This window comes from Methanoculleus sediminis, from assembly GCF_001017125.1.
Taxonomy (GTDB): Archaea; Halobacteriota; Methanomicrobia; order Methanomicrobiales; family Methanoculleaceae; genus Methanoculleus; species Methanoculleus sediminis.
On the sequence record NZ_JXOJ01000008.1, the window covers coordinates 21,683 to 43,702 of the forward strand.

Genomic DNA, 22,020 nt, shown 5'->3' on the forward strand with positions numbered 1-22,020 from the left:
CTTACAGATTAGTAACGGCGATATGAAATGCCTGCCGGATTTGCTCTTTAAGGGTGGCCGTTCTTAGATGAGCCGGGACTGCTCTGGGACTATGAGAGGTAACATCGTTGAACGTTTCTTCCACCGGGATTATGGCGAACAGGAGGATGATTGCACTTTCACCCGGCATACCGTTTGGACACCGTCACTGACCGGGGGAAACAATGGTCGGCTGGTGGAAGATGCCAGCCCCGCCGGTGACGATGTGGCGCATGAAGAGATTACGTCGAGTGCCTGTTTAAGGGGTTTCCGAATCGAACCGGGATTCCAGTCTGTCCGAGTAGGAGAGAGCGCGTACCTCCCTCCTCACCCCCCGCCCAGCACCTTCACGATCACCGCCACCACCCCGGCCACGACCCCGCCGGCCCCGGCGCTCACCGTCGAAACCCTCTTCTCCTCGCCGGCCTTCTCCGCCCGCCACCCCTCCAGCACCCGGAGCCGGCTCTCAAAATCCTCGTCCTGCGCTTCCATTCGCTGGAGCGAGTCGCACCTAACAGTGCTCCCGCTCCGGCCCCCGAAAACGCTTCGCATTTTCTCAAGCTCCGGTCCTCCGGACCATCGCACCCTGCGGCCCGTCGCGCCCGGCAGATCCACTTCACGTCCCAGTTCGTCTCGTAGACGAGTTCTCTACCTGGTGCTACCAATCAAATACTCACTATAGGGGAATTTTTGCAGAACCTCAACGGAGAGATAACTCATAACGAGAGTTATAATGCTTATCAGGGGATAGAACAGCCAGTTATTCCAATCGAATCCAAAACGCGGGAATGCCAGAACAATGATATACAGTACGAATGCATGAATCAGGTAAATCCCGAAAGAATATGCACCAATTTTCTCCAGCCATTTGAGTGCAGTTGATCTACTGGATACGATATTCAGGGAGATGTAGAAGCAGAGGGCAAAGATGGTCATGTAATAAAATGGGGTTATCATAACGGTAAGCCAGTGCCAGTAACTTCCCATCACAGGCAGGATCTGCGTTATGTCGAAGTAAAAGTACCTTTGAGCGTAGCCGAAAATGCCAATAACCGTGCAACAGAGCAGGGGAATTGATGCATAACATAGTGATAATTTAGGCACAGATTTCAGTAGCAGTTCATCGTACCTTCTCCGAATAGTCATCCCCAATACCAAGTAGAACACGTATCCAATGAATTTGGTGGCCACTCCCAGTATCTGTGTGGATGTGCCTAGTATGAATATATCCGGAATAGGATATACGTTGTAGAGAACTCCTATGAGGTAAGCTGTAAAGAGGAGTTCTAATAGTCTCCCTCGTAAATCAAAGTAATTATACAGCCGTAATATTGCGGGATAAAGGAGATACAACTGAATGATCAAGACAAAGAACCAGAGATGGTAAAAACATCCCCCTGTGAGGTACCGATAAATAATATGCGGGAGGTCGAGGTTGACAGGTCTAGCAAGCACAATCGAGCCTGTGTATGTTGCCGCCAGGTAAAATGTAGAAAAGATGAGATATTGTGGAAGAACAGATTTTAGTCTTTTTTTATAGAACCATTTGATATCTATGTCATCAGAATATTTGTTATATAAGACAAAACCTGAGAGAACTATGAAGAGCGGGACTGCAAAGTGAGAGAGAACATCAATCGACATGTATAGCGCCCCTAGCCCGTTTATGGCATCCATACGCGTGAAATATGCTGAAACATGGATACTTATTACGGCCAGAATTGCAAAAGCTCTCAAAAAATTAATTTCATCAAAATATCTCACCTTATTATCCATTAAATTAAATTGCACAGGTCTAAACATATGGCTATCGAAAATAACCTCAGTTTATGGAGCCACTGCAAAGATTTCCTGGGGATAGAAGTTCCTTCTTTCACTCCAGATGTACAAAGTTATATTGATCAAGGGGAGAATGGTAGAATGGCCGCCCGGCACCTTCACGATCACCGCCACCACCCCGGCGGCGCATCCGGCGGACGTAGGCCTGGGTCCACTCAGGGGTCGTGCACCCGGATCTCCACGCCGGCAGCGAGCGCCGCATCGCGGAACGGCTCCGCTGGCGAGTTCGGGCATCGTCCGGGCCGTTGATAAACACACGGCCGAGAAACGCGATCGTCGAACCCGCAAGGCCCGACTCCGTCAGGTGAAGCATGTGCCCTAGCACAAACCCATCGAGCCGCGAGGGAAAACGTAAAGAAACTCTCCGCCTCCCGGGCATCCCCGCCCCTTCAACCGCGCGTCACCGCCACCACCGCGGCAAACCCGGAGCGCAGGGGCACAACATTCCCCTGGGAATCACCCGCAACGCCGGCCAACACCCGATTGTGCTACCAGATCCTGTATTCCACCTCACCCCGACGCCGGGGGAACCACACCGTTCGGCAGTCCCCGGCAATATAGAAGGCATATGCCCCGAACAGGTCCTTGATAGCATCCAGAAGACGATAAGAAGACCGGAAATCGAATATCAACACAAGCAACTTTTATTAACTATGACACGGATATAATTTACTATTATGGTGGGGGTAGACCAGGCTCAAATCGACAAAATACTCTCCGGCGCGTCCTCCGAGGACCCGGAGGCACGTCTCGACACTCTCGAGAAGGAACTGGACTTCGTCAAGACCTCGATCAAGCGGCTGCTCATCGATCTCCGGGAGCGGATGAACGAACTGGACAACCCGTTCACCAGTGCCGCCGCATCGTATGCAGGGAACCGGTTCGAGCATCCGGATGTCGCCCCGGATAATGAAGATGCGGACGAAGAGATGGCCGTCACGGACGCTCTGCCCGCCGATCTCGACGACCAGGCGAACACGGCGATAGAGGGGCTTGGCAGCGGACTCTTCCCGGCCGACCTCAAGACAGCCTGCCTCCCGGAAACCGGCACGGCTGCTCTCCCGCAGGGGAAACCTGCAGGAAAACTCAAACTCCAGAAGGTTCATCGACTCTTCGAGTGGGTGCACCGGGGATGCTCCAGGTACGGGCACGAGCACATGGCAATCATGATCGACGCCTACCGGTCGATGGGCTACATCACCGAAGAGGTCTCCGACCAGATTGGCGAGATCATGCGGATGGCACCTGAAACCCGGAGAGACGTACAGGAGATCGGCCCGAACGAGTTTGTCTCGGAGCTCTACGTCTTGAACCGGATCCTCGACCCCGACGACTCCACACTTGATAGGGACATGATCGAGGTGCTGATGCTCTCCCGGCGGGATGCGGGCGAGCAGGACGAGGGGAAAACATCTTCACAGGAACGGAATGCCGGTGATGCCTGGATTGAGTTGCTGGATAGGATATGATGGATGTCGAGCGAAACCTTCACCACAGCAATGTTCCTTATCGCCGCCATCATATCGGCCGGCGTACTCATTAACGCAGTGTTTCCAGTAATCTACACGCTCTCGAGCACGATCTCGTCGTCCTCCCACAGCGTGGACGAACGGTTGAGTACGGACGTGAAGATCGTCACGACCTACGCCAGCAGCGGGAACCACACCGCCCGGATCTGGCTGAAGAACATCGGCACCGGGAGGGTCCCCGATGCCAGCGTCCAGAGGGCCGACATCTTCCTCGGCAGTCAGGGAGACTTCGTCCGGCTGACACGGACAACAGAACTCAACCCTGAAACCTGGAGGTACGAGATCCTCGAGGACGCCAACAACTACTGGGATCCCGGCGAGACCCTCTACGTTGAGGCGATGACCACGAAGGTTCCCGGTAAGGGGGAGATCGTCTACTTCCAGTTCGTCCTCCCCTCCGGCCTCTACCGGTCGACCACCTTCACCGCGAGTGATTGACCATGAGTGCGGGACCCCTCGTCGCATCCGGAATCGGCATCTTTCTCCTGGTCGTCACCGCCTACATCCTGATCGGCGGCACCCTCACCACCACCGAGGTGATGGTCGAAGCGCAGAGCAATCTCGCCGCCTACCAGGAGGCCCGGATGCGGACGGCGATCGCGATCCAGAATACGACCCTCGACGGCACGACCCTCTACGTCGAGGTGAAGAACACCGGGAGCGAACCGATCGTCGAGATCCCGTCCATCGACGTCTATCTCCAGAACGAAAACGAGCCGATCTACGTCCCCTACGGGAACTGGAGCACGGTGAGCATAACCCCCGACGGAATCCACCCGGGCCAGCTCGATCCCGGCGAGACCCTCAACCTCTCCGTCACGTGCCGGGAAGACGCCAACCTCACGTGGGTTCAGGTCGTCACCGGAAATGGGGTCTCCGGTTCGGCATACATACAGGCAGGTGAATGACGAAATGGCAACGAGCGAAGAAGCAAACACCAGTGTTCTCGAAATGCCCGACAAGACGATCCTCTCGACCGGAAACACCGAACTCGACAAGAAGATCGCCGACGGCCTCCCGCTCCAGTCTCTCACCCTCATCGAGGGGGAGAACGACACCGGAAAGAGCGTGCTCACCCAGCAGATCATCTGGGGCGCCCTGAAACAGGGGTTCAACGTCGACCTCTTCTCGACCGAGAACACGAGCAAGAGTTTCCTCACCCAGATGGAGTCGATGAGCCTCGATGTCTCCGACTACTTCGCCTGGGGCTACTTCCGGGTATTTCCCATGCACGTCGTCGGGTTCGAGTGGACGAAAGAGAAGATGCAGGGGACGCTCGAGCGGATGATCCATTACATGGAGCAGAGCAAAGCCCAGGTGATCGTCATCGACTCGCTCACGCTCTTCACCGAGTATGCCAAGCAGGACACGGTCCTTACGTTCTTCACGAACTGCAAGAACCTCGTCGACCACGGTAAGACCATCCTCGTAACCCTCCACACCTACGCCTTCGTCGAGGACTCCCTCGTCCGGATTCGCTCGATCTGCGACGCCCATCTCTTCATGAAGAAGGCGCTCGTCGGCGGCAAATACGTGATGATGCTCGAGGTCGTCAAGGTTCGCGGCGCACGAAAGACCACGGGCAATATCATCAGTTTCGAGGTTCACCCCGGGTACGGCATCAAGATCATCCCCGTCTCGGTCGCGAAGGTGTGAGAGATGGGATCGGCGCTGGAAGCAACGGTAACCCTCCCCTTCGAGCCCGAGTTCATCGACGAGGGGAACGACTGCTACAACAACGTGGAGTCCTGCGCACTCTACCGGATGCTCCCGGCAAACGCCCGCGACTACGTCAGGGCAAGCCCTCACCTGCTCGAATACCTCCACATCCTGCCGGTCAACACCGTCGGTATCCCGCTCTTCCTCTCGGAGTTGAAGCGGGACTTAAAATCGATGGAGAACCCGAACATCATCTACCCGGTGAACGATACGACGTTCATTCATATCTTCCCCGACCCGGACGACGTCCGGAACTGGTACATCCCGATCGAGCCGGCGTTTCTCCACTCCGTCAAAGAGATCCTCCCGGTGATCGAGGAGAAGTTGATCGATATGATCGATGCCCTCGAGGAGGAGCCGGTGACCGAGCAGGCACGAATCGGCGTGCTGAAGAACTTCATCCAGCAACTCGTCTACATCAAGAAGCCGGGCGAGGTGATCGACGAATCCCTGCTTGCCGGCGGGAGATCGAAAGACCTCAAACTCCGGATCAAGACCTTCCTCACCTCCGAGATCGGCGCGTCGAAGCAACCCCAGACATCGGGGCGCCAGGAACTTGCCGACGGGCGGGTCATCCTCACGCAGCAGGAGTACAAGGCGCTCGAGTACATGATCATCCGCGACAAGATCGAGATGGGGACGCTCAAACCGTTTCTTTCCGACAAATATATCGAGGATATCACCTGCGACGGCGTCGGACCGATCTTCATCGAGCACAAGATCTTCAAGGGGTTAAAATCGGTCATCGGGTTTCGGGATTCGCAGGAACTCGACAACTTCGTCATCAAACTCGCCGAGCGGATCAAACGGCCGCTGACGTATCGGAACCCCATCGTGGACTCGACCCTCCCCGACGGCTCGCGTATCAACATCGTCTACGGAACCGAGATCAGCAAGCACGGAAGCAACTTCACCATCCGTAAGGTGAACGAGGTGCCCCTGAGCATCCTGCAGGTCATCGAGAGCGGGGCGTGCAACTACATGATGGCCGCCTACCTCTGGATCTGCCTCGAGTACGGGATGTCGATGTTCGTCTCCGGCGAGACCGCGAGCGGCAAGACGACTACTTTGAACGCCCTCACGACCTTCCTCCCGCCCGAGAACAAGATCGTCACCATCGAGGACACCCCGGAACTGACCGTCCCCCACAGGAACTGGACACGCGAGGTCGCGAAAGCCAAAGGAAAGGGTGAAGGGGAAGGCTCGGAGGTCACGATGTTCGACCTCCTCAAAGCTGCGTTGCGTCAGCGTCCGAACCAGATCCTGGTCGGTGAGATTCGTGGGGTGGAAGGGTCCGTCGCATTCTCCGCAATGCAGACCGGTCACCCGGTGATGAGCACCTTCCACGCAGCGTCGGTCGAGAAACTGATCCAGCGTCTCTGCGGCGACCCGATCAACATCCCGAAGACCTACGTCGACAACTTAAACCTGGTCATCATCCAGAGTGCGGTCAAACTCCCCCAGGGCGGAACCGTACGGCGGATGCTCAGCGTCAACGAACTCGTGGGCTACGACCCCGAGACGCAGGGGTTCTCCTTCATGGCGACGTTCGTCTGGGACCCGGCGACCGATACGTTCACCTTCACCGGGAAAGGAAGCAGCTACCTGCTTGAAAACAAGATCGCAACGATGCTCGGCATACCCGAGAATCGGCGGACCGAGATCTACGATGAAGTCGATAAACGCGCCAAAATTCTTGAACGGCTTCACAAGGCGGGGTACACCCAGTTCTGGGACCTCTTCCACATGACCACGAAGATCAAGAAGCAGGGACTGCTCAACATCGAGGTGTAAGCGTTGTTTGAGGATGTGACCGAACGGCTGCGGGAGGCAAACCAGGGGAAGATCCCGTTCGAGGAGCAGGCTGAAGCTCTCGGCGATCTCCGCTCCACCATCCTCGAGAACAAGAAGATGGAGCAGGACCTGCTCTTCATGTACACCTACATGGCCGCGATCACCACATCGACCGTGACCCGGCCGGAGATCTTCCAGTACACCTCCGAGCGGTTCGAGTACATCCCGTCGCGCTACATAGCAAAGGTGCAGCGCCTGGTCGCCGGGTGGGGTCAGAATTATTCCAACGCCCTCCGGGCGGTCGCGGAGCGGTGCCGGAACGGAACCCTCCAGAGCATGCTCAACCGCTACGCCAACTCCATCGACTCCGGTGTCCCGGACGACGATTTCATCACCACGGAACTCTCGAGCATCAGGAGCATCTACCGGAACTCGTTCGAGCAGGGGATCGAACTTCTGAAGAAGTGGGGCGACGCCTACATCGCGATGCTCCTTTCGGGAGCGCTCGTCGCAATCATCATCATGATCTCGGTGGCCATCTACGCCCCCGACGGGATCGAGTCGGCGCTGAACTCATCCTACTTCATCATTCTCGCAATATCGATCTTCGGCCTCGTGATCATGTACCGTGCCGTCCCCGACGACCCCCGCACGCACGGCCTTGTCGAGATCTGCTCACGAGAGCAGAGTGTCGTCCGGCGGCTGGAGCGCCTTATCCTGCCGATAACCGCCGCGATCGGGCTGATGCTCATCCTCGTCGGCGCCAACGCGGGCATCATCTTCCTGCTTGTCGGCCTGCTCCTGATGCCGCTCGGGGTCATCGGCTATATCGACGACGCAAACGTCGTCAACCGGGACAACGATTTCGCCACGTTCATCCGGGCCCTCGGGTCGATCATGGGGGGCAAAGGCATCACCACCGGCGACGCGCTCCAGGAGGTCGACAGGAAGTCGCTCTTCCACCTGGAGCCGTTCATCAACTCGGTCTCGTCGAAGCTGAACCTGGGGCTCGACGAAGCCGGGAGCTGGAAGAAGTTCATCGGGGAGTCCGGCAGTTACCTGATCTACAAGTACATGAACATCTTCCGGGACGCGGTGGCTCTCGGCGGGTCGCCCGACGCGATCGGAAAGATCGTCGGTTCGTCGATGCTAGAGCAGGTGCTGCTCCGGAGGAAGCGCGACATGATGGTGAAGGGGTTCGTCGTCCTGCTTGTGCCGATGCACGGCGCGATGATCGGCATCTTCGTCTTCCTCTTCGAGATCCTCCTCTCGATGTCGCGTGCCGTGACGGAGGTGATGGATCGTTTTGCAGAGTCCTCGGCGGCACTCACGGGAGGAACGTCATCGATCGGCAGCTCGATGGCAACGTCATTGAACATCTTCGTAAACTTCCCCGAGGACGTAATGCGAACCTACGTGATAACGATCCTCTTAATGCTGACCATTGCAAACATGCTTGCAGGAAAGATTGTCATGGGCGGCGACCGATACCTGTACTACTTCTTCGCAAGCCTGCTCTGCGTGGCAACCGGTGCCATCTACATCATTGCACCGATCGTCGTGAGCGCATTCTTTAACATTCCAGCATTCGTGGAGGTGTGATGTTGAGAGAAAATATACGTCGTCCGCTTCTGTTTCTGATAACCGTCGGTACCGGCTCGCTAATCATCGTCCTCGACGCAACCGCCGAGGTCGTCATCGCAGGCACCGTGCTCGCAGGGTTCCTCGCGCTCGTCGTCACCGGGGCGCTCGACCTTGCCGAACTGAAACCGTCGAGGCTGCGCACCGCGCTCCGGGAGCGCGGAAAGAAGGTACAACCCGATGCGCCGGTCGAAAAACCGGGTGCACCGGCAGAGAGCCCGGTCTCCACCCCAAGACGCCCGTTCTCCGGGATTGATCTCTCCAGCATCTCCGGTATGCTCGGGACCTTCAAGGCATCGGCCCTGGAAGCGATCGCACATGCCCGCGCTCCTGAACGAGAGAAGAAGAGCAGCATTGAGCAGATTGACGCCATGCTCGACCAGACGGTCGAGGGGACGGTGCCCGACCCGGCCATAACCCCTGCCCCGCCGAAGGCCGGCGGAAACACGGCCGATCCCCTTGCTTCGCTCGCAGACCTCGACATCGACTCGCTGGAGGGGCTCGACATCGACGGCGAATCATCCGGTCCGGGGACGATGTTTGAGCCCGACCAGATCTCCCTGCTCTCGGTGGAGGATGCGGATGCCATATCGGATATTCTCAAGTCGCACCAGAGCGAGCTCGAAGACCTCGATATTTCACCCGGCATCGATCTTGCCGGGAATGCAGGCGAATCCGATGCCGCCCTCCCGCCGGTAGCAGCAGACGTCCCTGAACTGCCCGGAGACGACGGCGTGCCGGACATGAACGCGCTGAGCGACGAACTCTCCACGCTCGACGAACTGGATCTCGACGAGATCGAGATCGAGGGCGAAGAAGAGGAAGAAGATGAGGCCGACGCTGATGAACCCGTCCCGGAAGAAGACATTCTCGGGGAGATAGAGGAGGAGACGAAAGAGGACTTCGACATGGTCTCCTTTGCGTCCGGCGGCGCGGTCGAGGACGACCTGATCACCGCACTCAAAGCCGACGCCAAGAAGAAGAAGTTCGTGGAGGATATCAGCCTGATCCGCGAACTGAAAGGGGAGACGTTCCATGCGAAAGATCTGGCGACGGAACTCGAGGACGTCCTCACGGCAATGAAATCACAACGATGATGATAGCGCGCAGAATACAGTAATACAGAGGAGACGAGGGAGGCAAAGATGAAATCAGTTCCAATAAAAGTCGAGCACGAAGGCAAGTGGATCCCGACGACAATGGGCATCGCTGAGGATCGTTTCCGCATCGATGCCCCTCTCAATCAGGAGATCCCATACAAATCCGTGGTCGATCTCGAGGAGAAGAAGAACCAGGTGATCATCACCACCGGGGCGAACGGCGAGGGTGTCTACCGTATCGCGTCGGTCGAGAAGGTCCTCCTGGTCTTAAAGAAGTTCGTCATCACCCAGGCGAGCGCCTACCGGCTGAACGCTTTCTTCATGTCGCCCGCAATCCGCGGGGGGGTGCTCGTCCAGAACGCGCAATGGGAGAAAGGCGCGATCGCCGTCATGAAGACAGGCATCTGGTTCGTCAGCCAGGAGAAACAGGTCTGCATCCCTCTCGACGAGGTGACCGGTATCGAAGTTACGTCCCGGGAGATCCAGGAGAAGAATCTCGACGTCGTGAAGATTGACCACCTCATCGAGAACGAACTCGTGACGAGCTTCGTACTCTGCCCGCTGACGACGCTCCAGGTTCTCTACAACTTCCTCAAAGAGGCGACACGCGATACCGAGGTCAGCGAAGAGATCGATCCCCTGACGGGGCAGGTGGCCATGCTGGTCTACAGCGGGATGGATTCGAGCGCCATCGAGAACATGCTGAAACTCTCGCACAAAGACCTCGACGTCATCTATGAGAAACTCCTCGGCTCGGGGCTCGCCGAAGTACTCTACGTCAGAAAAGAAGTACAACTAACCCCAAAAGGCGTCAGATACATATCAGAGTCTGTAAAATCTCCAATGGATTAAAAACTTTCTTTCTTCAAAATGAGAAGATATATATAACTTTTTTATCAAATATTCAATAAGTGGTGTTCGATGGGGAGAATCCTAATCGTCGATGATACAATGTTTATGAGAACGCTGCTGAAGAACATCCTCTTCTCCGGCGGGCACGACATCGTCGGTGAGGCAGCGGACGGGGCGGAAGCCCTCGCCAAATATCAGGAGCTCAAGCCCGACCTCGTTACTATGGACGTGGTCATGCCGAAGATGAACGGGATCGAAGCGCTCAAGGCCATCAAAGCAGCCGACCCGGCAGCAAAGGTCGTCATGTGTACGGCGGTCGGCCAGGAGCAGATGGTCAAACTCGCCGTCAAGAGCGGTGCGAGAGGTTACATCGTCAAACCGTTCCAGGCTCCGAAAGTACTCGAAGAAGTCAAGAGCGTTCTCAGTGCGTAACTATGATACGGGTTCTGATCGTCGACGACTCGCTCTTCATCCGCACGATACTCCGGGATCTGCTCAAAGACAGCCCGGAGATCGAAGTGGTCGGAACGGCGGTCAACGGCATCGATGCCCTCGAAAAGATATCCGGTCTGAAACCCGACGTCGTCACGCTCGATATCGAGATGCCCCGGATGGGCGGTCTTGAGGTCCTTGAGGCGCTGCAAAAGGCGGGCACGAAACCGAAAGTGATCGTCCTGAGCACGCTGACTTCCCGTCAGGCCGATATGACCCACCGGGCGCTGCGGCTCGGAGCGGACGATTTCATGCTCAAACCGAGGGATGTTCCGAACGTCAGGGGCATCGAAAAAGAACTCGTTCAGAAGATCAAAAATCTCGTCGTGCTCCCGACGATCGTGAAACCCACTGCAGTCAGCCGGAGCGAGGCGGATGCAGTCGTTGTGATAGGCTCTTCTGCCGGGGGTCCGCCGATGCTCGATACGCTCCTCTCCGCGCTTCCACCGGACCTGCCTGCCGCGGTCGTCGTCACCCAGCACATGCCCGAGGGGTTCACCGCATCGCTCGCCGAGCGCCTGAGCAGAGTCTCCGCTCTCCCCGTGAAAGAGACCGCGAACGGAGACAGCCTCCGGACCGGAACGGTCCTGGTCTCAAAGGCCGGGTTCCACACCGTCATCTCGGGAGTCGCATCGAGCAACGGAAAAAACCACGGGCGGATCATCCATTCGACCGCTCCCCGCCTGCACGCGGTTCGGCCTGCCGTCGACAAGACCTTTGCCTCTGCAGCCCGCGTATTCGGCTCGCGCACAGTCTCCGTGCTCCTCTCGGGGATGGGGAACGACGGCGGCGAGGGGACGCTCGCAGTGAAGACTGCAGGCGGAAGGACGATGGTATGCACCGAAGAAGACTGTCTCGTATACGGGATGGCACGCTCCGCTCTTGCCAGGAACTGCGTCGATAAGGTGGTTCCGCTCGACGGCCTCGCACGCGAGATCACGAGAGCAGTCGGTCAACTCGAGGTGAATCATGTTTGACGAAGAGGGATATCGGAAGCTGTTTGTTGAGGAATCACGGGAGAACCACGAGAACATCGTGAACAATCTTCTTGCTCTTGAGAACGGCGATGACCAGCAGGCAGCTATCGATGAGATCTTCCGGTCCGCGCATACGCTCAAGGGGATGTCCGCATCGATGGGCTTTGATGCGATGGAACACCTCTGTCACTCGATGGAAGACGTATTCTCGCTCATCCGCAGCGGCCGGCGCGAGGTGACCGCGACGCTCACCGACCTTCTGCTCACCTGTACCGACGCCATTGAGGCGATGCTGGATGCCATCGAAGCAGGAGAAACGCCGTCCGGGGAGCAGTCCGCAAGTCTGGTGCAGGAGCTTCAGGCATTTGCCGAAGAAGAGGAGGGGAGCGCGCAGGAGACACCTCCCGCTGCGGCGGCTTCCGCCGGGGTCCCTCCCGAACAGGCAGAAGAAGCCGAAGAACGCCCGCTGTATACGTTAACGGTCGGCGTCGACCCGTCCAGCACCATGAAGGACGTCCGGGCGATGCTGCTCCTGCAGAACCTGGAAGAGATCGGGACGATCCACTCGACGACCCCCTCGCGGGAACTCCTTGAGGACGGAAAGTTCGACGGGCCGTTCGAGATTCTCATCGAGAGCGAGGCCGGGGAGGATGCGCTCAGGACAATCGCATCCGGTACGGAACTCTCGCTCCTTGCCCTCTCCACACCGCAGTCGCTGCCGGCAGCGAGCGAGGAGGTTCGAGCGCCAGAACCAGCCCCCTCCGAACCGCAGATCCCGCCGCCGCAGGTTCAGCGGGCGGCGAAAACCGAGAAGAGCCGCGAGATCAAGAATATCCGCGTCGACATCCAGCGGCTCGACCGGATGATGAACCTGGTGGAGGATCTGGTCATCAACCGCGGACGGCTCGAGCAGATCGCGAAGAAGCATGGCATCAAGGAGTTCGACGAGGCGCTCTCCATGGTCGGCCGTTCGGTCTCCGACCTTCAGAACCTCATGATGGGGATCCGGATGATGCCGCTCGAGCGCATCTTCAACCGCCTTCCCCGGGTCGTGCGGGACGTTGCAAACCACGACGGGAAGGAGGTCGAGTTCTCCATCGAGGGCGGCGAGACCGAACTCGATCGGAGCATGATGGACGGGCTCTCCGACCCGCTCCTGCACATCATCAGGAACGCCGTGAACCACGGCATCGAGACGCCGGAGATCCGAAACGCCAGCGGTAAATCTCCGAAAGGGTCTCTGCGGCTGACGGCAAGGAGGGACAAGGACAACGTCATCATCGAGATCGAGGACGACGGTGCCGGCATCGATCCCGAGAGACTCCGGAAGAAGGGCGTTGAGAAAGGCCTCATGACACCGGAGGCGGCAGCAAACGCAACGAAAGACGAACTGGTCGGACTGCTCTTCGAGCCCGGGTTCAGCACGGCCGAGACGATCACCGACATCAGCGGCAGGGGCGTCGGGCTCGATGTGGTCAAGAAGACGATCGAATCGCTCAAAGGATCGATCAAGGTCGAGACGGAGGTCGGCAGGGGAACGAAGTTCGAGCTGGTGCTCCCCCCGACCATGGCGATCATCGATGTCATGATGGTGCACATCAACGGCATGCGGTGCGCCATCCCGGTCAGCAACGTCGTCGAGGTGGCGCAGACGAGACTGGAAGCCATCCACCGGATCGGCAACAGCGAGGCGATCCTGCTCCGCGACCAGACCCTTCCGATGCACCGCCTGGACGATATGTTCGGCCGGGCGGAGAAGAGCGACACGCTGGTCGTGCTGCAGAACGACGGCAGGAGATGCTGTATCGTCGTCGATTCCGTCGACGGCCAGCAGGAAGTGGTGGTGAAACCGCTTTCCAGCATTGCAGGCAACTGCCGCGGGATCAGCGGGATCACCATCCCCGGAGACGGCGATGTCGTGCCGGTACTCGACGTAAATACAATGATTTAGGAGAGATTTTTCATGGAACTGAATCCGTTTCAGAAGGACGCACTGGCAGAGTTTGGGAATATCGGTGCAGCACACGCGGCGACGACCCTGTCGCAGATGCTGATGAGCCCGATCGAGATGACGGTGCCTGAAGTGCTGGCCATCGATATCGCCGACCTGCACAACCACATCAGCAACGAGATCTCGGCCATGGTCGTCTTCCAGATTCAGGGGGAGGTCGCGGACGGCGGGTATGTCGTCGTCAGCATGCCCCGGGAGACCGTCATCCAGCTGACCAACCAGATGCTCGGCACCACCGATACCGATCGCGAGATCAACGAGATGGACCAGAGCGCTGCAATCGAGATCGGGAACATCATGATATCGGCGTTCCTTGATGCGACAGCCGAACTGCTGGGTATCGTCATGCTGCCGTCTCCCCCGGCGCTGGCCATCGATATGGCGCATGCCGCCTTCGAGTCCATCGTCGCGCAGGTGGCCGGCGACGTGAACGACGTCCTGATCTTCAACACCGAGCTCACGAGCGAGGCGCCGCCTGTCTACGGGAGCATCTACATGCTCCCGAACGCCGAACTTACGCAGCAGCTCTTCCTCATGCTGGAACGGATGATGGAACCGCTCTCATAACCAGCCTCCGGGGTACCATGGAGAACAATTTTTTTGGCGAAGAGACGGCGATAATCCTGGGTCTGGGCGAACTCCGGGTCGGGAAGTGCCCGATGGGGACGATCGGGCTTGGTTCCTGCATCGCACTCATCCTGCACGACCAGAGGAGGTCCCTTGCGGGGCTCGCCCACATCATGCTCCCCGAAAGCCGGGGGGTGACCGATCGTCCCGGGAAGTTCGCAGATACTGCCATGTGCGCTCTCCTCGAAGAGATGGTGGAACTCGGAAGCACGAAATCCTCGATCACCGCAATCGTGGTCGGCGGTGCAAGCATGTTCGAGTTTTCGGCCAACTCCCTGAATATCGGCGAGCGAAACGCCGCTGTGGTGAAGGAACTGCTTCAGGAACAGGGCATCAGGATCGAACACGAGGAGACCGGCGGAAAGATCGGGCGATCCGTATACTACTGGCCGGAGGGGAAGGGACGCCTCATCATCAAGAGGGCGGACGGAACATGCATCGCGCTCTGATCCTCATTTTAGCCGCGGCATTCCTCTTCAGCCCCCCTGCATCGGCCCTGTACGTCGAGGTGCCCGATTATCATTCGGGCATCGCGTCAGCCGGGGTGAAGGACGCAATCAACGGCCGGTATGGAGACGTCATCTTTGCAACCGACAGCGGTATCTCCGTGCACGCGGAGAACGGCACCTGGTATTCGGTCAACGCAAGGCATCCAAAAGAGACGGCGTATGGCCTGCTCGCACCCCTCGAGAACATGGTCACCGCGGTCGCGCTCGACGCAAAGGGGCACCTCTGGATCGGGTACCCGAACGGGTTACAGATCGGAGATGGGAAAGGATACCGCGCCATCCAGGATCTGGATTTCCTCAAGAACCTCAACGTCAACTGCATTGAGCGGTGGGGGGACGAGATGTGGATCGCCACCGGGCGGGCGGGCCTCCACTGCTGCCACGACGACGACTGGACGTGGTACAAGCCGGCCGGTCCCGAAGGGCTCGGGTGCCACACCGTCGTGAGCATGGCGGTCGACGCTGCGAGCGATGCGCTCGTCATCGGATCGGAGAACGAAGGTATCCGGGTGCTCCGGAATCGGACGGGTGAGGTCCGCTTCGAGCGGGTCACCTATCGCGACGACACGCTTCGCGGGGTCTCGGAGGTGCGGGTCGATCCGTTCGGGGGGGTGTACCTCTTCAACCGCACGATGGTTCTCCATTACGCCCCCGATACCGGGGTTACAGAGGTCCTCGGTGCCGGAGACCTGAGCGCGTTCCCGGTCACGATCAACGACGTCGCGGCGACACCGGAAGGGATGCTCTATATCGCATCCGATAACGGGATATACGGGTGGAATTCGTCGGCCGTTGCCCTGCATATCACGTCCGGAGACGGTATCCGCGCAAACGTCGTCAAGAAACTCTTTGTCGACGGCGACGGCCGGTGCTGGTTCGTCGTTGCCGGAAACGTGGGCTACATCCCGCCGAGGACGGAGCGGGCCACCCTTGATCTCTCCGCCGTCCCGGTGCCGACACCGGATGCAACGGAGACGCCACTGCCCCCGGCACCGGTGGAGACTCCCGAAGAGAGTGCCGGGCTGTTTGACGGGGTTTGGGCTTTCTTTGAGGGATTGATCGGCGCGGCGAGCGTCGGGTGAACGGGGCGTGAGAGTGCGAAACAGGGGAGGGGTCCCCGCTTTTCTTGATCCCCCTGTTCCCGATCTCCACTATATCGGGCTTTCTCATCGTTCCGAGGTCTGACGAGTTCTTTCAGAAGAAGATCCGAAACCGTTGTGGACAGGCCCAGAATGCCTGTAACCCCGGAGTTCACGAAAAAGAAGGGATCCGCTGCCGCCGACTACTTCGAGATCTCCGTGTAGTAATACTCCCCGGCGGCGATCTGCTCCCGGTCGAGGAACGAGCCGGGCTTGTTGATCCGCGGCCTTCCGCTCTTGTCCCGCCGGAAGGTGATCCCGAGCGCCTCGAGGAACCGGTTCATGCCCGCCGCCATGTCGAACGGCCCGGCGGCTTTGCCGCGGATGCCCGGCTCGCCCTCGAAGACCAGGATGCGGTCGCTGATCATGTCGATGACGTAGATGTCGTGGTCGATCACGAGCGTGCTCGCGTCCCGCCCTTCGGCGTGCTTCCTGATCATCCTTGAGATCTTCACCCGCTGCTCGACGTCGAGGTGAGCGCTCGGCTCGTCCAGGATGTAGAGGTCGGCGTCGCGCGAGAGGCAGATCGCTATCGCCACGCGCTGGAGTTCGCCGCCCGAGAGCGTGTTTATGGGTGCCTGGAGGAACTGCGCGAGGGAGAGAGGCTCCAGGATCTCGTGCTGGTAGTACGAGGTGTCGAACTTCGTCGTCGTCTGGCGGAGGACCTCCTCGACGGTCGCTTCCGTATCGCCTTTGAGGTACTGGGGCTTGTAGGAGATCCGCACCCGGGTGTCCATCGCCCCCGTATCGGGTTCGAGCACCCCGGCAAGGAGCCCGGCAAACGTGCTCTTCCCGATACCGTTCGCCCCGAGCACCCCGAGAACCTCGCCGCTCCGGATCTCCCCGCCGTCGACGGTGAGCGAGAACTGCGTAAAGCCTTTCGTCATCGCCGGGAACTCGAGCAGCACCTCCCGGTCCGCGTCGGACGCATGCGCCCGGGTATCGAACGTCACCGCGTACGTCCTGAACCGGACGTTCTCCTCCGGGAGGAAACCCTCCAGGTACTGGTTGATCCCCACCCGGACGCCTTTCGGGTGGGTGATGACGCCGAAGACCGCCGGTTCACCGTAGGCGATATGCACGGTATCGGCCAGCATGTCGAGGATGGCGAGGTCGTGCTCGACGATCACGACCGGCCGCTCCTGGGCGAGTTCCCGGATCAGGTTCGCGGCGGCCATCCGCTGGTAGACGTCGAGGTAGGGCGTGATCTCGTCGAGGAAGTAGAAGTCGGCGTCGCGCGAAAGACAGGCGGCGAGCGCCACTCGCTGGAGTTCGCCGCCGGAGAGGGTCGCGATAGGCCGGTCGATGACCGCCTTAAGCGTCAGCCGGTCGATGTAGTAGTCGAGTTTGCCGCGCTCGTCCGTCGTCCCAAGAAGGTCGCGCACCGACCCGGAGAAGACCTTCGGGATCTGGTCGATATACTGCGGTTTTACCGCGACCTTCACGTTCTTCTGCGAGAGGAGCTGGAGGTAGTCGAAGAGTTCGGTCCCCTGGTAGAGGTCGAGGACCTCCTTCCAGGAGACCTCTTCATCGGTCCTCCCCAGGTTCGGGACGAGCGTGCCCGAGAGGATCTTCACCGACGTGCTTTTCCCGATACCGTTCGGACCGAGGATGCCCGTGACTTTCCCCTCGACGGGGATCGGGAGACCGTAGAGGACGAAGCCGTTCTGGCCGTAGCGGTGGATCGGCTGGTCGAGCTGTTCGGGGAGGTTGACGATGTCGAGCGCCTGGAAGGGGCACTTCTTCACGCAGATACCGCACCCGACACAGAGTTCTTCGGATATGATGGCCTTCTGGTCTTCGCCGATGACGACGGTCTCATCGCCGGTTCGGACACGGGGGCAGTAGAGGATGCACTCGGTGCCGCACTTGACGGGGTGACACCGATCACGGTGTACGACAGCAATACGCATGGGTGATCACAGAACGGTGGTGGTCAGGAGGATCGTCCAGGTCATGAACCAGAGCGCGAACGTCATGAAACTCTGGTAGAACCAGTCCTTTCCGGTCAGGGCCATGTAGTCAACCCGGATGAGCATGAAGATGTGTTTCTGGAAAACGACGCCCGCCATCAGGAGAAGGATGCCGATAATGGCGTTTTCCTGGAGCCCGCTCACCGGGTCGGGGGTGCCGGAGAGGTAGAACGAGAGTCCTCCGGCGAGGATGCCCATAAAACAGGCTACAAGCGTCCGCTTTATCCGATTCCTGTGCTCGACCTGTTTCTCGGCACGGGTCCGCGGCCGTGTCTTTTCGACTTCTTCTGCTACCGCATTATCGCTCATCGTGACACCAGTGTTGCGCCATTCCTGAAAGGGAGTCGCTTCGGGGCGGCGGCCCGGCGGGAGCAAACCGACTTCTGGCCACTTCCCGGGATTGACGGAATTATTACATTATAGGGCGTTCTCCGGTTATAAATGATAGGTACCTGCGGCACGCCGGAACAGGGGCGGCGGCGGATCGGGACGATTTGCGGCCGCTCTCCACGCGCGGATACGGCAGGAGAGGTATGGGCATGCAGTGCGACATGCTCGGGACACATTCCCAAAAAAACCGGTCTCACTCAATCTTATACCGCAGAAGCGCCGCGGCGCCGCCGATGGCATCAAGCCGCTCCCCGGGCTCGAACTCGGTGCTCAGCACCACGACCGCTGCGTTGACGCGCTCGGCCTGCTCGATGACGCCCGTAGCCTCATCGTCACGGAGCAGGGTGTCGGCGACCAGCACCGTCTCCGCCGCCCCGTAGGCAACCGCTCTCTGGACTTCGTCGATACCGTAGACGACGGCGCCCTCGGTCGCGATCCGGAGCAGGACCTCGTCCATCAGCGCGACCTCCCGTGCAAGGTGCAGGTCGCCGAGCAGCCGGTCAAGGATCCCCTGCCCGATGACTTCCTGCACGGCGCCCCGTCCGATGCGCCGGGTCTCGACGGCGACCATCCGGCCGGCGAGGTCGGGGGCACGGGCCTTCACGTACTCCGCGAACTCGTCCTTCACGAACCCCGGGCCCGCGACGACGAGAGGGCCGGTGACCGCGGCGACCGCCTCAAGCGTCTTCTCAAAGAGCGCCGACCGGGTGCCGGTCTCGGCACCCTTGCTGCTCCCGATCGTGATGGTCGTCACCCACTCCGGGCCGAACTGGCGCAGCCGGTAGACCTGCGCCTCCCCCTCCTCGACGCTCACGACGTGAACCACGCCGTATGCGGAGGCATCGACGGCACGCCGGATCCGTTCGCAGTCGACGGCCCGCCAGCGTTTGACGACCGAGATCTCGAACCCGGCATCGACGTTCAGGGTGTGGTGTGCAGAGACATCCACCCCGCTCTCGATGACGCCGGCGATCCGGAGACGGTTCGTGTGCTGGTGGAACTCCACCTTCTCGACCCGGATCCCGAGCCGCACCGGCCGCTTCTCGACCTTCTCCGGCCGGAGTTTGTCGGTCGCCGCCTCCACGCTCCGGAAGGTCGTCGCAAAGACGAGATCCCCCGGCCCGACCAGGTGGGAGAGGTGCCAGAGGTCGTCGAGCGTCTCCGGGAAGAGACGTATCTCGCCGAACTGCCTCTTCATCTCCCGGACTTCGGCCTTCATGATTCCACGATATCGGAGCCTCCCGGCGGGACGAAAGCGGCGACCGCTTCGGTGTTCAAGGCGTTTTTGAGCCCTTTCCACTCGTCCTCCGAGAGTTTCTCCCTGAGTGCCCGGACTACCTTCCTTGCGGTGTCGTTCGGTTCGAACTGGCCGGGACGGAGTTCCACCCACACTTTCGTACGCCCGGTGACGGCACCGGGGGGACCGCCGATGACGGCGACCTCGGGTGCTGTCGCAAGACCGATCGCCACCCCGAGCGGCACGTTCCTGAAATACTGCCGCTCGCCGCGGACGATGAAGGCGCCTCTCGCCACATACTCGCCGGATTCGGCCGTCTTGCTCACCTGGTCGGGCCGGGCGGCATAGACGTCCGCCGTGAAGTGCCCGACCTTCCAGGCGTTTGAGTAGGAGGCGGCGAACTGCACGGCCTCGTCAAGGTGCTCGGTCGTGCCCTTCACGATGACGACGCTCCCGCCGTGGACGTCGGCGTGGACGAAGAGGTCCCCGCCCTCCATGTACTTCTTGACGAGTTCCTCGTTCTGGGAGGCGTCGCGGCCGCCGATGACAAGAATGCCGTCGCTGGTGGTGAACCAGCGAAAGCGGTGATACCACCGCTTTTTCAGGAGGGCAAGGTTCCGTTTCGTCCGGGGCTTCTCGGGAACTGTCCGTTCCATCGCCACAAGCGCGCCTGCCTTCTTCTTCTTGAACTTCTTGATCTGGTCGTAGTAGCGGCCGAGGTTCTGCTCGATCGTCTCGTGGATGTGGATCTTCACCCGCTCCCCCGAGAGATCGAGGTCCACCGCCGCATCGGCAGGATGAACTGCCCTGACCATCTTTACCGCAGGGTTATCGCCGTTCGCTTTCAGGATCTGCTCGATCTCCTGCCACGACCGGTTTTTGCTCGCCTCATCAAGCGTCGCTATGATCCCGGCAACGTCCGTGTAGTTCTCGTAGATCACCTCCACGATCCGCCCATAGCGCTCGATCTTCTTCTCGAACCCCTTGATCGCCTCCGCCTGCCGCAGGCGGATCACCTCCGCCTGGGAGAGGCGGGGCTTCTCGGCCGCGGGCCCCTGCTTCTCGCCCGCCGTCTTCGGGTAGAACGCATCCAGGGCCTCACTGAAGGTCGCAAACCGCTCGCGAACCTCTTCGCCGGCAAGCACCACCGGCCAGCATCCGGACGCCGTTATCACCGGCTCACGGCGTCCTCCTACATCGGCCATCAGCCGTTCGAACGCATCCCGGACAGCCTCCGCGTCCACTTCCGCGGCGGCGGCGCTCTTCTCGACGCCGGCCACCCGGCAGACCTCTTCGGCATACGCGCCGCCGAGCATGCACCCGACGGCAAGCGTCCTGACGATATCGCGGTCGGACTCTGCAAGCATCGCCCCGAACGCCTCCGGCGATTGAGACGAACAGTCGGATCCCTCGAAGGCGTAGACCGCGCCGGGAACCACTTCACGGGTCTTGAAACGGTGGTGCCAGAGGGGCTTGACTATCGTATATTTTTCATCGCAGAGAACGGCGTTCCCCTCGTCGAAGAGCTCGAAGATGAGGTGATAGGTCGTATCCCGCTTCCCGATATCGAGGCTTACCGTGCGCTCGAGCCCGAGCTGGCGGATGCCGAGCACCTTCCCGCCTTCGAGGTGCTTTCTAAGCAGCATCGCGAAACTCGGCGGGTTCTTTGGAGGCACAGGAAACTCCGCGGTGAAGTGGGCGCGCCGTCCCGTCTCGACGAGGAGAAAGTACTTCGCCCGGTCTTCACCATTCAGCCTGATGCCGAGGGTCTTCGCATCGAACTGGTAGATCTTGCCGACCCAGAGCGGAAGGCGATCGGCAGCCTCCGCTGTCAGCGCCCGAAGATCGACCCCGCTCATTCCCTGTAGTGTCGCCATTGATTCAGAATACATTCGGCCCGGTACCTAAAGAAGGGTACGGGCCGTTCTGATATTGGAGGGGAGCGGGCGGGGGGCAGTCAGAGTCACCACACTGGAAAACCCACAAGCAACTCATTGGACATCATAAATTCCCGGTCGGCAGTGAGGTCAAAGCCCCGTACACTGGACCGTGGGGATATCGCCTTAAGGGGGGTGGGGACAAAGGGGAGTGCGAGCGCAGCGAGCATGAGAAACTCGAAGAGTTTCGAGGTGCGAGCGCAGCGAGCATGAGAAACTCGAAGAGTTTCGAGGTG

At 59.6% G+C, this 22,020-nt stretch carries 20 protein-coding genes; 14 read left to right on the forward strand and 6 right to left on the reverse strand.

Annotated features, from left to right (window positions below; all coding sequences use genetic code 11):
- Nucleotides 1-345 precede the first annotated feature (345 nt).
- Together SZ63_RS11275 and SZ63_RS11280 are read right to left on the reverse strand one after the other, a co-directional pair.
- Complete coding sequence (locus SZ63_RS11275) at nucleotides 346-570, reverse strand: hypothetical protein (protein WP_048185459.1); 225 nt, start codon at nucleotides 568-570, stop codon at nucleotides 346-348.
- A gap of 96 nt (nucleotides 571-666) precedes the next feature.
- Nucleotides 667-1,794 carry an acyltransferase gene (locus tag SZ63_RS11280; RefSeq protein ID WP_048185462.1) on the reverse strand — a complete coding sequence of 376 codons (1,128 nt, stop codon included), beginning with the start codon at nucleotides 1,792-1,794 and terminating at the stop codon, nucleotides 667-669.
- Nucleotides 1,795-2,534: 740 nt separating this feature from the next.
- Here SZ63_RS11280 and SZ63_RS11285 point away from each other — a divergent pair.
- The 14 genes from SZ63_RS11285 to SZ63_RS11350 all read left to right on the forward strand — a co-directional run bounded on the left by SZ63_RS11285 (nucleotide 2,535) and on the right by SZ63_RS11350 (nucleotide 16,190).
- Nucleotides 2,535-3,326 carry a FlaD/FlaE family flagellar protein gene (locus SZ63_RS11285; RefSeq protein ID WP_048185463.1) on the forward strand — a complete coding sequence of 264 codons (792 nt, stop codon included), beginning with the start codon at nucleotides 2,535-2,537 and terminating at the stop codon, nucleotides 3,324-3,326.
- 3 nt (nucleotides 3,327-3,329) lie between these two features.
- Nucleotides 3,330-3,824 (forward strand): flagellin, encoded by a 495-nt coding sequence (locus SZ63_RS11290; RefSeq protein WP_048185465.1) that lies wholly within the window; start codon nucleotides 3,330-3,332, stop codon nucleotides 3,822-3,824.
- Nucleotides 3,825-3,826: 2 nt separating this feature from the next.
- Nucleotides 3,827-4,294: a flagellar protein FlaF gene (locus SZ63_RS11295; protein WP_048185467.1), complete on the forward strand. Its 468-nt coding sequence runs from the start codon at nucleotides 3,827-3,829 to the stop codon at nucleotides 4,292-4,294.
- Nucleotides 4,295-4,298: 4 nt separating this feature from the next.
- Nucleotides 4,299-5,042, forward strand: a complete 744-nt coding sequence (locus SZ63_RS11300) for an ATPase domain-containing protein (protein WP_048185470.1) — start codon at nucleotides 4,299-4,301, stop codon at nucleotides 5,040-5,042.
- Nucleotides 5,043-5,045: 3 nt separating this feature from the next.
- The gene (locus SZ63_RS11305) at nucleotides 5,046-6,899 is read left to right on the forward strand and encodes a type II/IV secretion system ATPase subunit (protein ID WP_048185472.1); all 1,854 of its coding nucleotides are present in this window, start codon (nucleotides 5,046-5,048) and stop codon (nucleotides 6,897-6,899) included.
- 3 nt (nucleotides 6,900-6,902) lie between these two features.
- Complete coding sequence (gene flaJ, locus SZ63_RS11310) at nucleotides 6,903-8,501, forward strand: archaellar assembly protein FlaJ (RefSeq protein WP_048185474.1); 1,599 nt, start codon at nucleotides 6,903-6,905, stop codon at nucleotides 8,499-8,501.
- The gene (locus SZ63_RS11315) at nucleotides 8,501-9,637 is read left to right on the forward strand and encodes a hypothetical protein (protein WP_048185476.1); all 1,137 of its coding nucleotides are present in this window, start codon (nucleotides 8,501-8,503) and stop codon (nucleotides 9,635-9,637) included. The genes flaJ and SZ63_RS11315 overlap by 1 nt, the downstream gene beginning before the upstream one ends.
- Nucleotides 9,638-9,685: 48 nt before the next feature.
- Entirely contained in the window at nucleotides 9,686-10,492 is an 807-nt protein-coding gene (locus SZ63_RS11320) for a CheF family chemotaxis protein (RefSeq protein ID WP_048185478.1), read from the forward strand.
- Nucleotides 10,493-10,561: 69 nt separating this feature from the next.
- Complete coding sequence (locus SZ63_RS11325) at nucleotides 10,562-10,924, forward strand: response regulator (RefSeq protein WP_048185479.1); 363 nt, start codon at nucleotides 10,562-10,564, stop codon at nucleotides 10,922-10,924.
- Between the two features lie 2 nt (nucleotides 10,925-10,926).
- Nucleotides 10,927-11,961 (forward strand): chemotaxis-specific protein-glutamate methyltransferase CheB, encoded by a 1,035-nt coding sequence (gene cheB / locus SZ63_RS11330; protein ID WP_048185481.1) that lies wholly within the window; start codon nucleotides 10,927-10,929, stop codon nucleotides 11,959-11,961.
- Nucleotides 11,954-13,912, forward strand: coding sequence for a chemotaxis protein CheA (locus SZ63_RS11335; protein WP_048185482.1), 1,959 nt, complete (start codon nucleotides 11,954-11,956; stop codon nucleotides 13,910-13,912). The genes cheB and SZ63_RS11335 overlap by 8 nt, the downstream gene beginning before the upstream one ends.
- Before the next feature lie 12 nt (nucleotides 13,913-13,924).
- Entirely contained in the window at nucleotides 13,925-14,539 is a 615-nt protein-coding gene (locus SZ63_RS11340) for a chemotaxis protein CheC (RefSeq protein ID WP_048185484.1), read from the forward strand.
- A gap of 17 nt (nucleotides 14,540-14,556) precedes the next feature.
- Nucleotides 14,557-15,048, forward strand: a complete 492-nt coding sequence (locus SZ63_RS11345) for a chemotaxis protein CheD (protein WP_048185490.1) — start codon at nucleotides 14,557-14,559, stop codon at nucleotides 15,046-15,048.
- Nucleotides 15,033-16,190: a ligand-binding sensor domain-containing protein gene (locus SZ63_RS11350; protein WP_241481339.1), complete on the forward strand. Its 1,158-nt coding sequence runs from the start codon at nucleotides 15,033-15,035 to the stop codon at nucleotides 16,188-16,190. Before SZ63_RS11345 ends, SZ63_RS11350 begins: the two co-directional genes overlap by 16 nt.
- 200 nt (nucleotides 16,191-16,390) lie before the next feature.
- Here SZ63_RS11350 and SZ63_RS11355 read toward each other — a convergent pair whose 3' ends face one another.
- From SZ63_RS11355 to rqcH, 4 genes are all read right to left on the reverse strand, one after another.
- Nucleotides 16,391-18,160, reverse strand: coding sequence for a ribosome biogenesis/translation initiation ATPase RLI (locus SZ63_RS11355; protein ID WP_048185491.1), 1,770 nt, complete (start codon nucleotides 18,158-18,160; stop codon nucleotides 16,391-16,393).
- A gap of 6 nt (nucleotides 18,161-18,166) precedes the next feature.
- Nucleotides 18,167-18,529, reverse strand: a complete 363-nt coding sequence (locus SZ63_RS11360) for an EMC6-like membrane protein (RefSeq protein WP_048185493.1) — start codon at nucleotides 18,527-18,529, stop codon at nucleotides 18,167-18,169.
- A gap of 274 nt (nucleotides 18,530-18,803) precedes the next feature.
- Nucleotides 18,804-19,829: an mRNA surveillance protein pelota gene (locus SZ63_RS11365; protein ID WP_048185495.1), complete on the reverse strand. Its 1,026-nt coding sequence runs from the start codon at nucleotides 19,827-19,829 to the stop codon at nucleotides 18,804-18,806.
- The gene (rqcH, locus tag SZ63_RS11370; protein WP_048185497.1) at nucleotides 19,826-21,724 is read right to left on the reverse strand and encodes a ribosome rescue protein RqcH; all 1,899 of its coding nucleotides are present in this window, start codon (nucleotides 21,722-21,724) and stop codon (nucleotides 19,826-19,828) included. The genes SZ63_RS11365 and rqcH overlap by 4 nt, the downstream gene beginning before the upstream one ends.
- Nucleotides 21,725-22,020 lie beyond the last annotated feature (296 nt).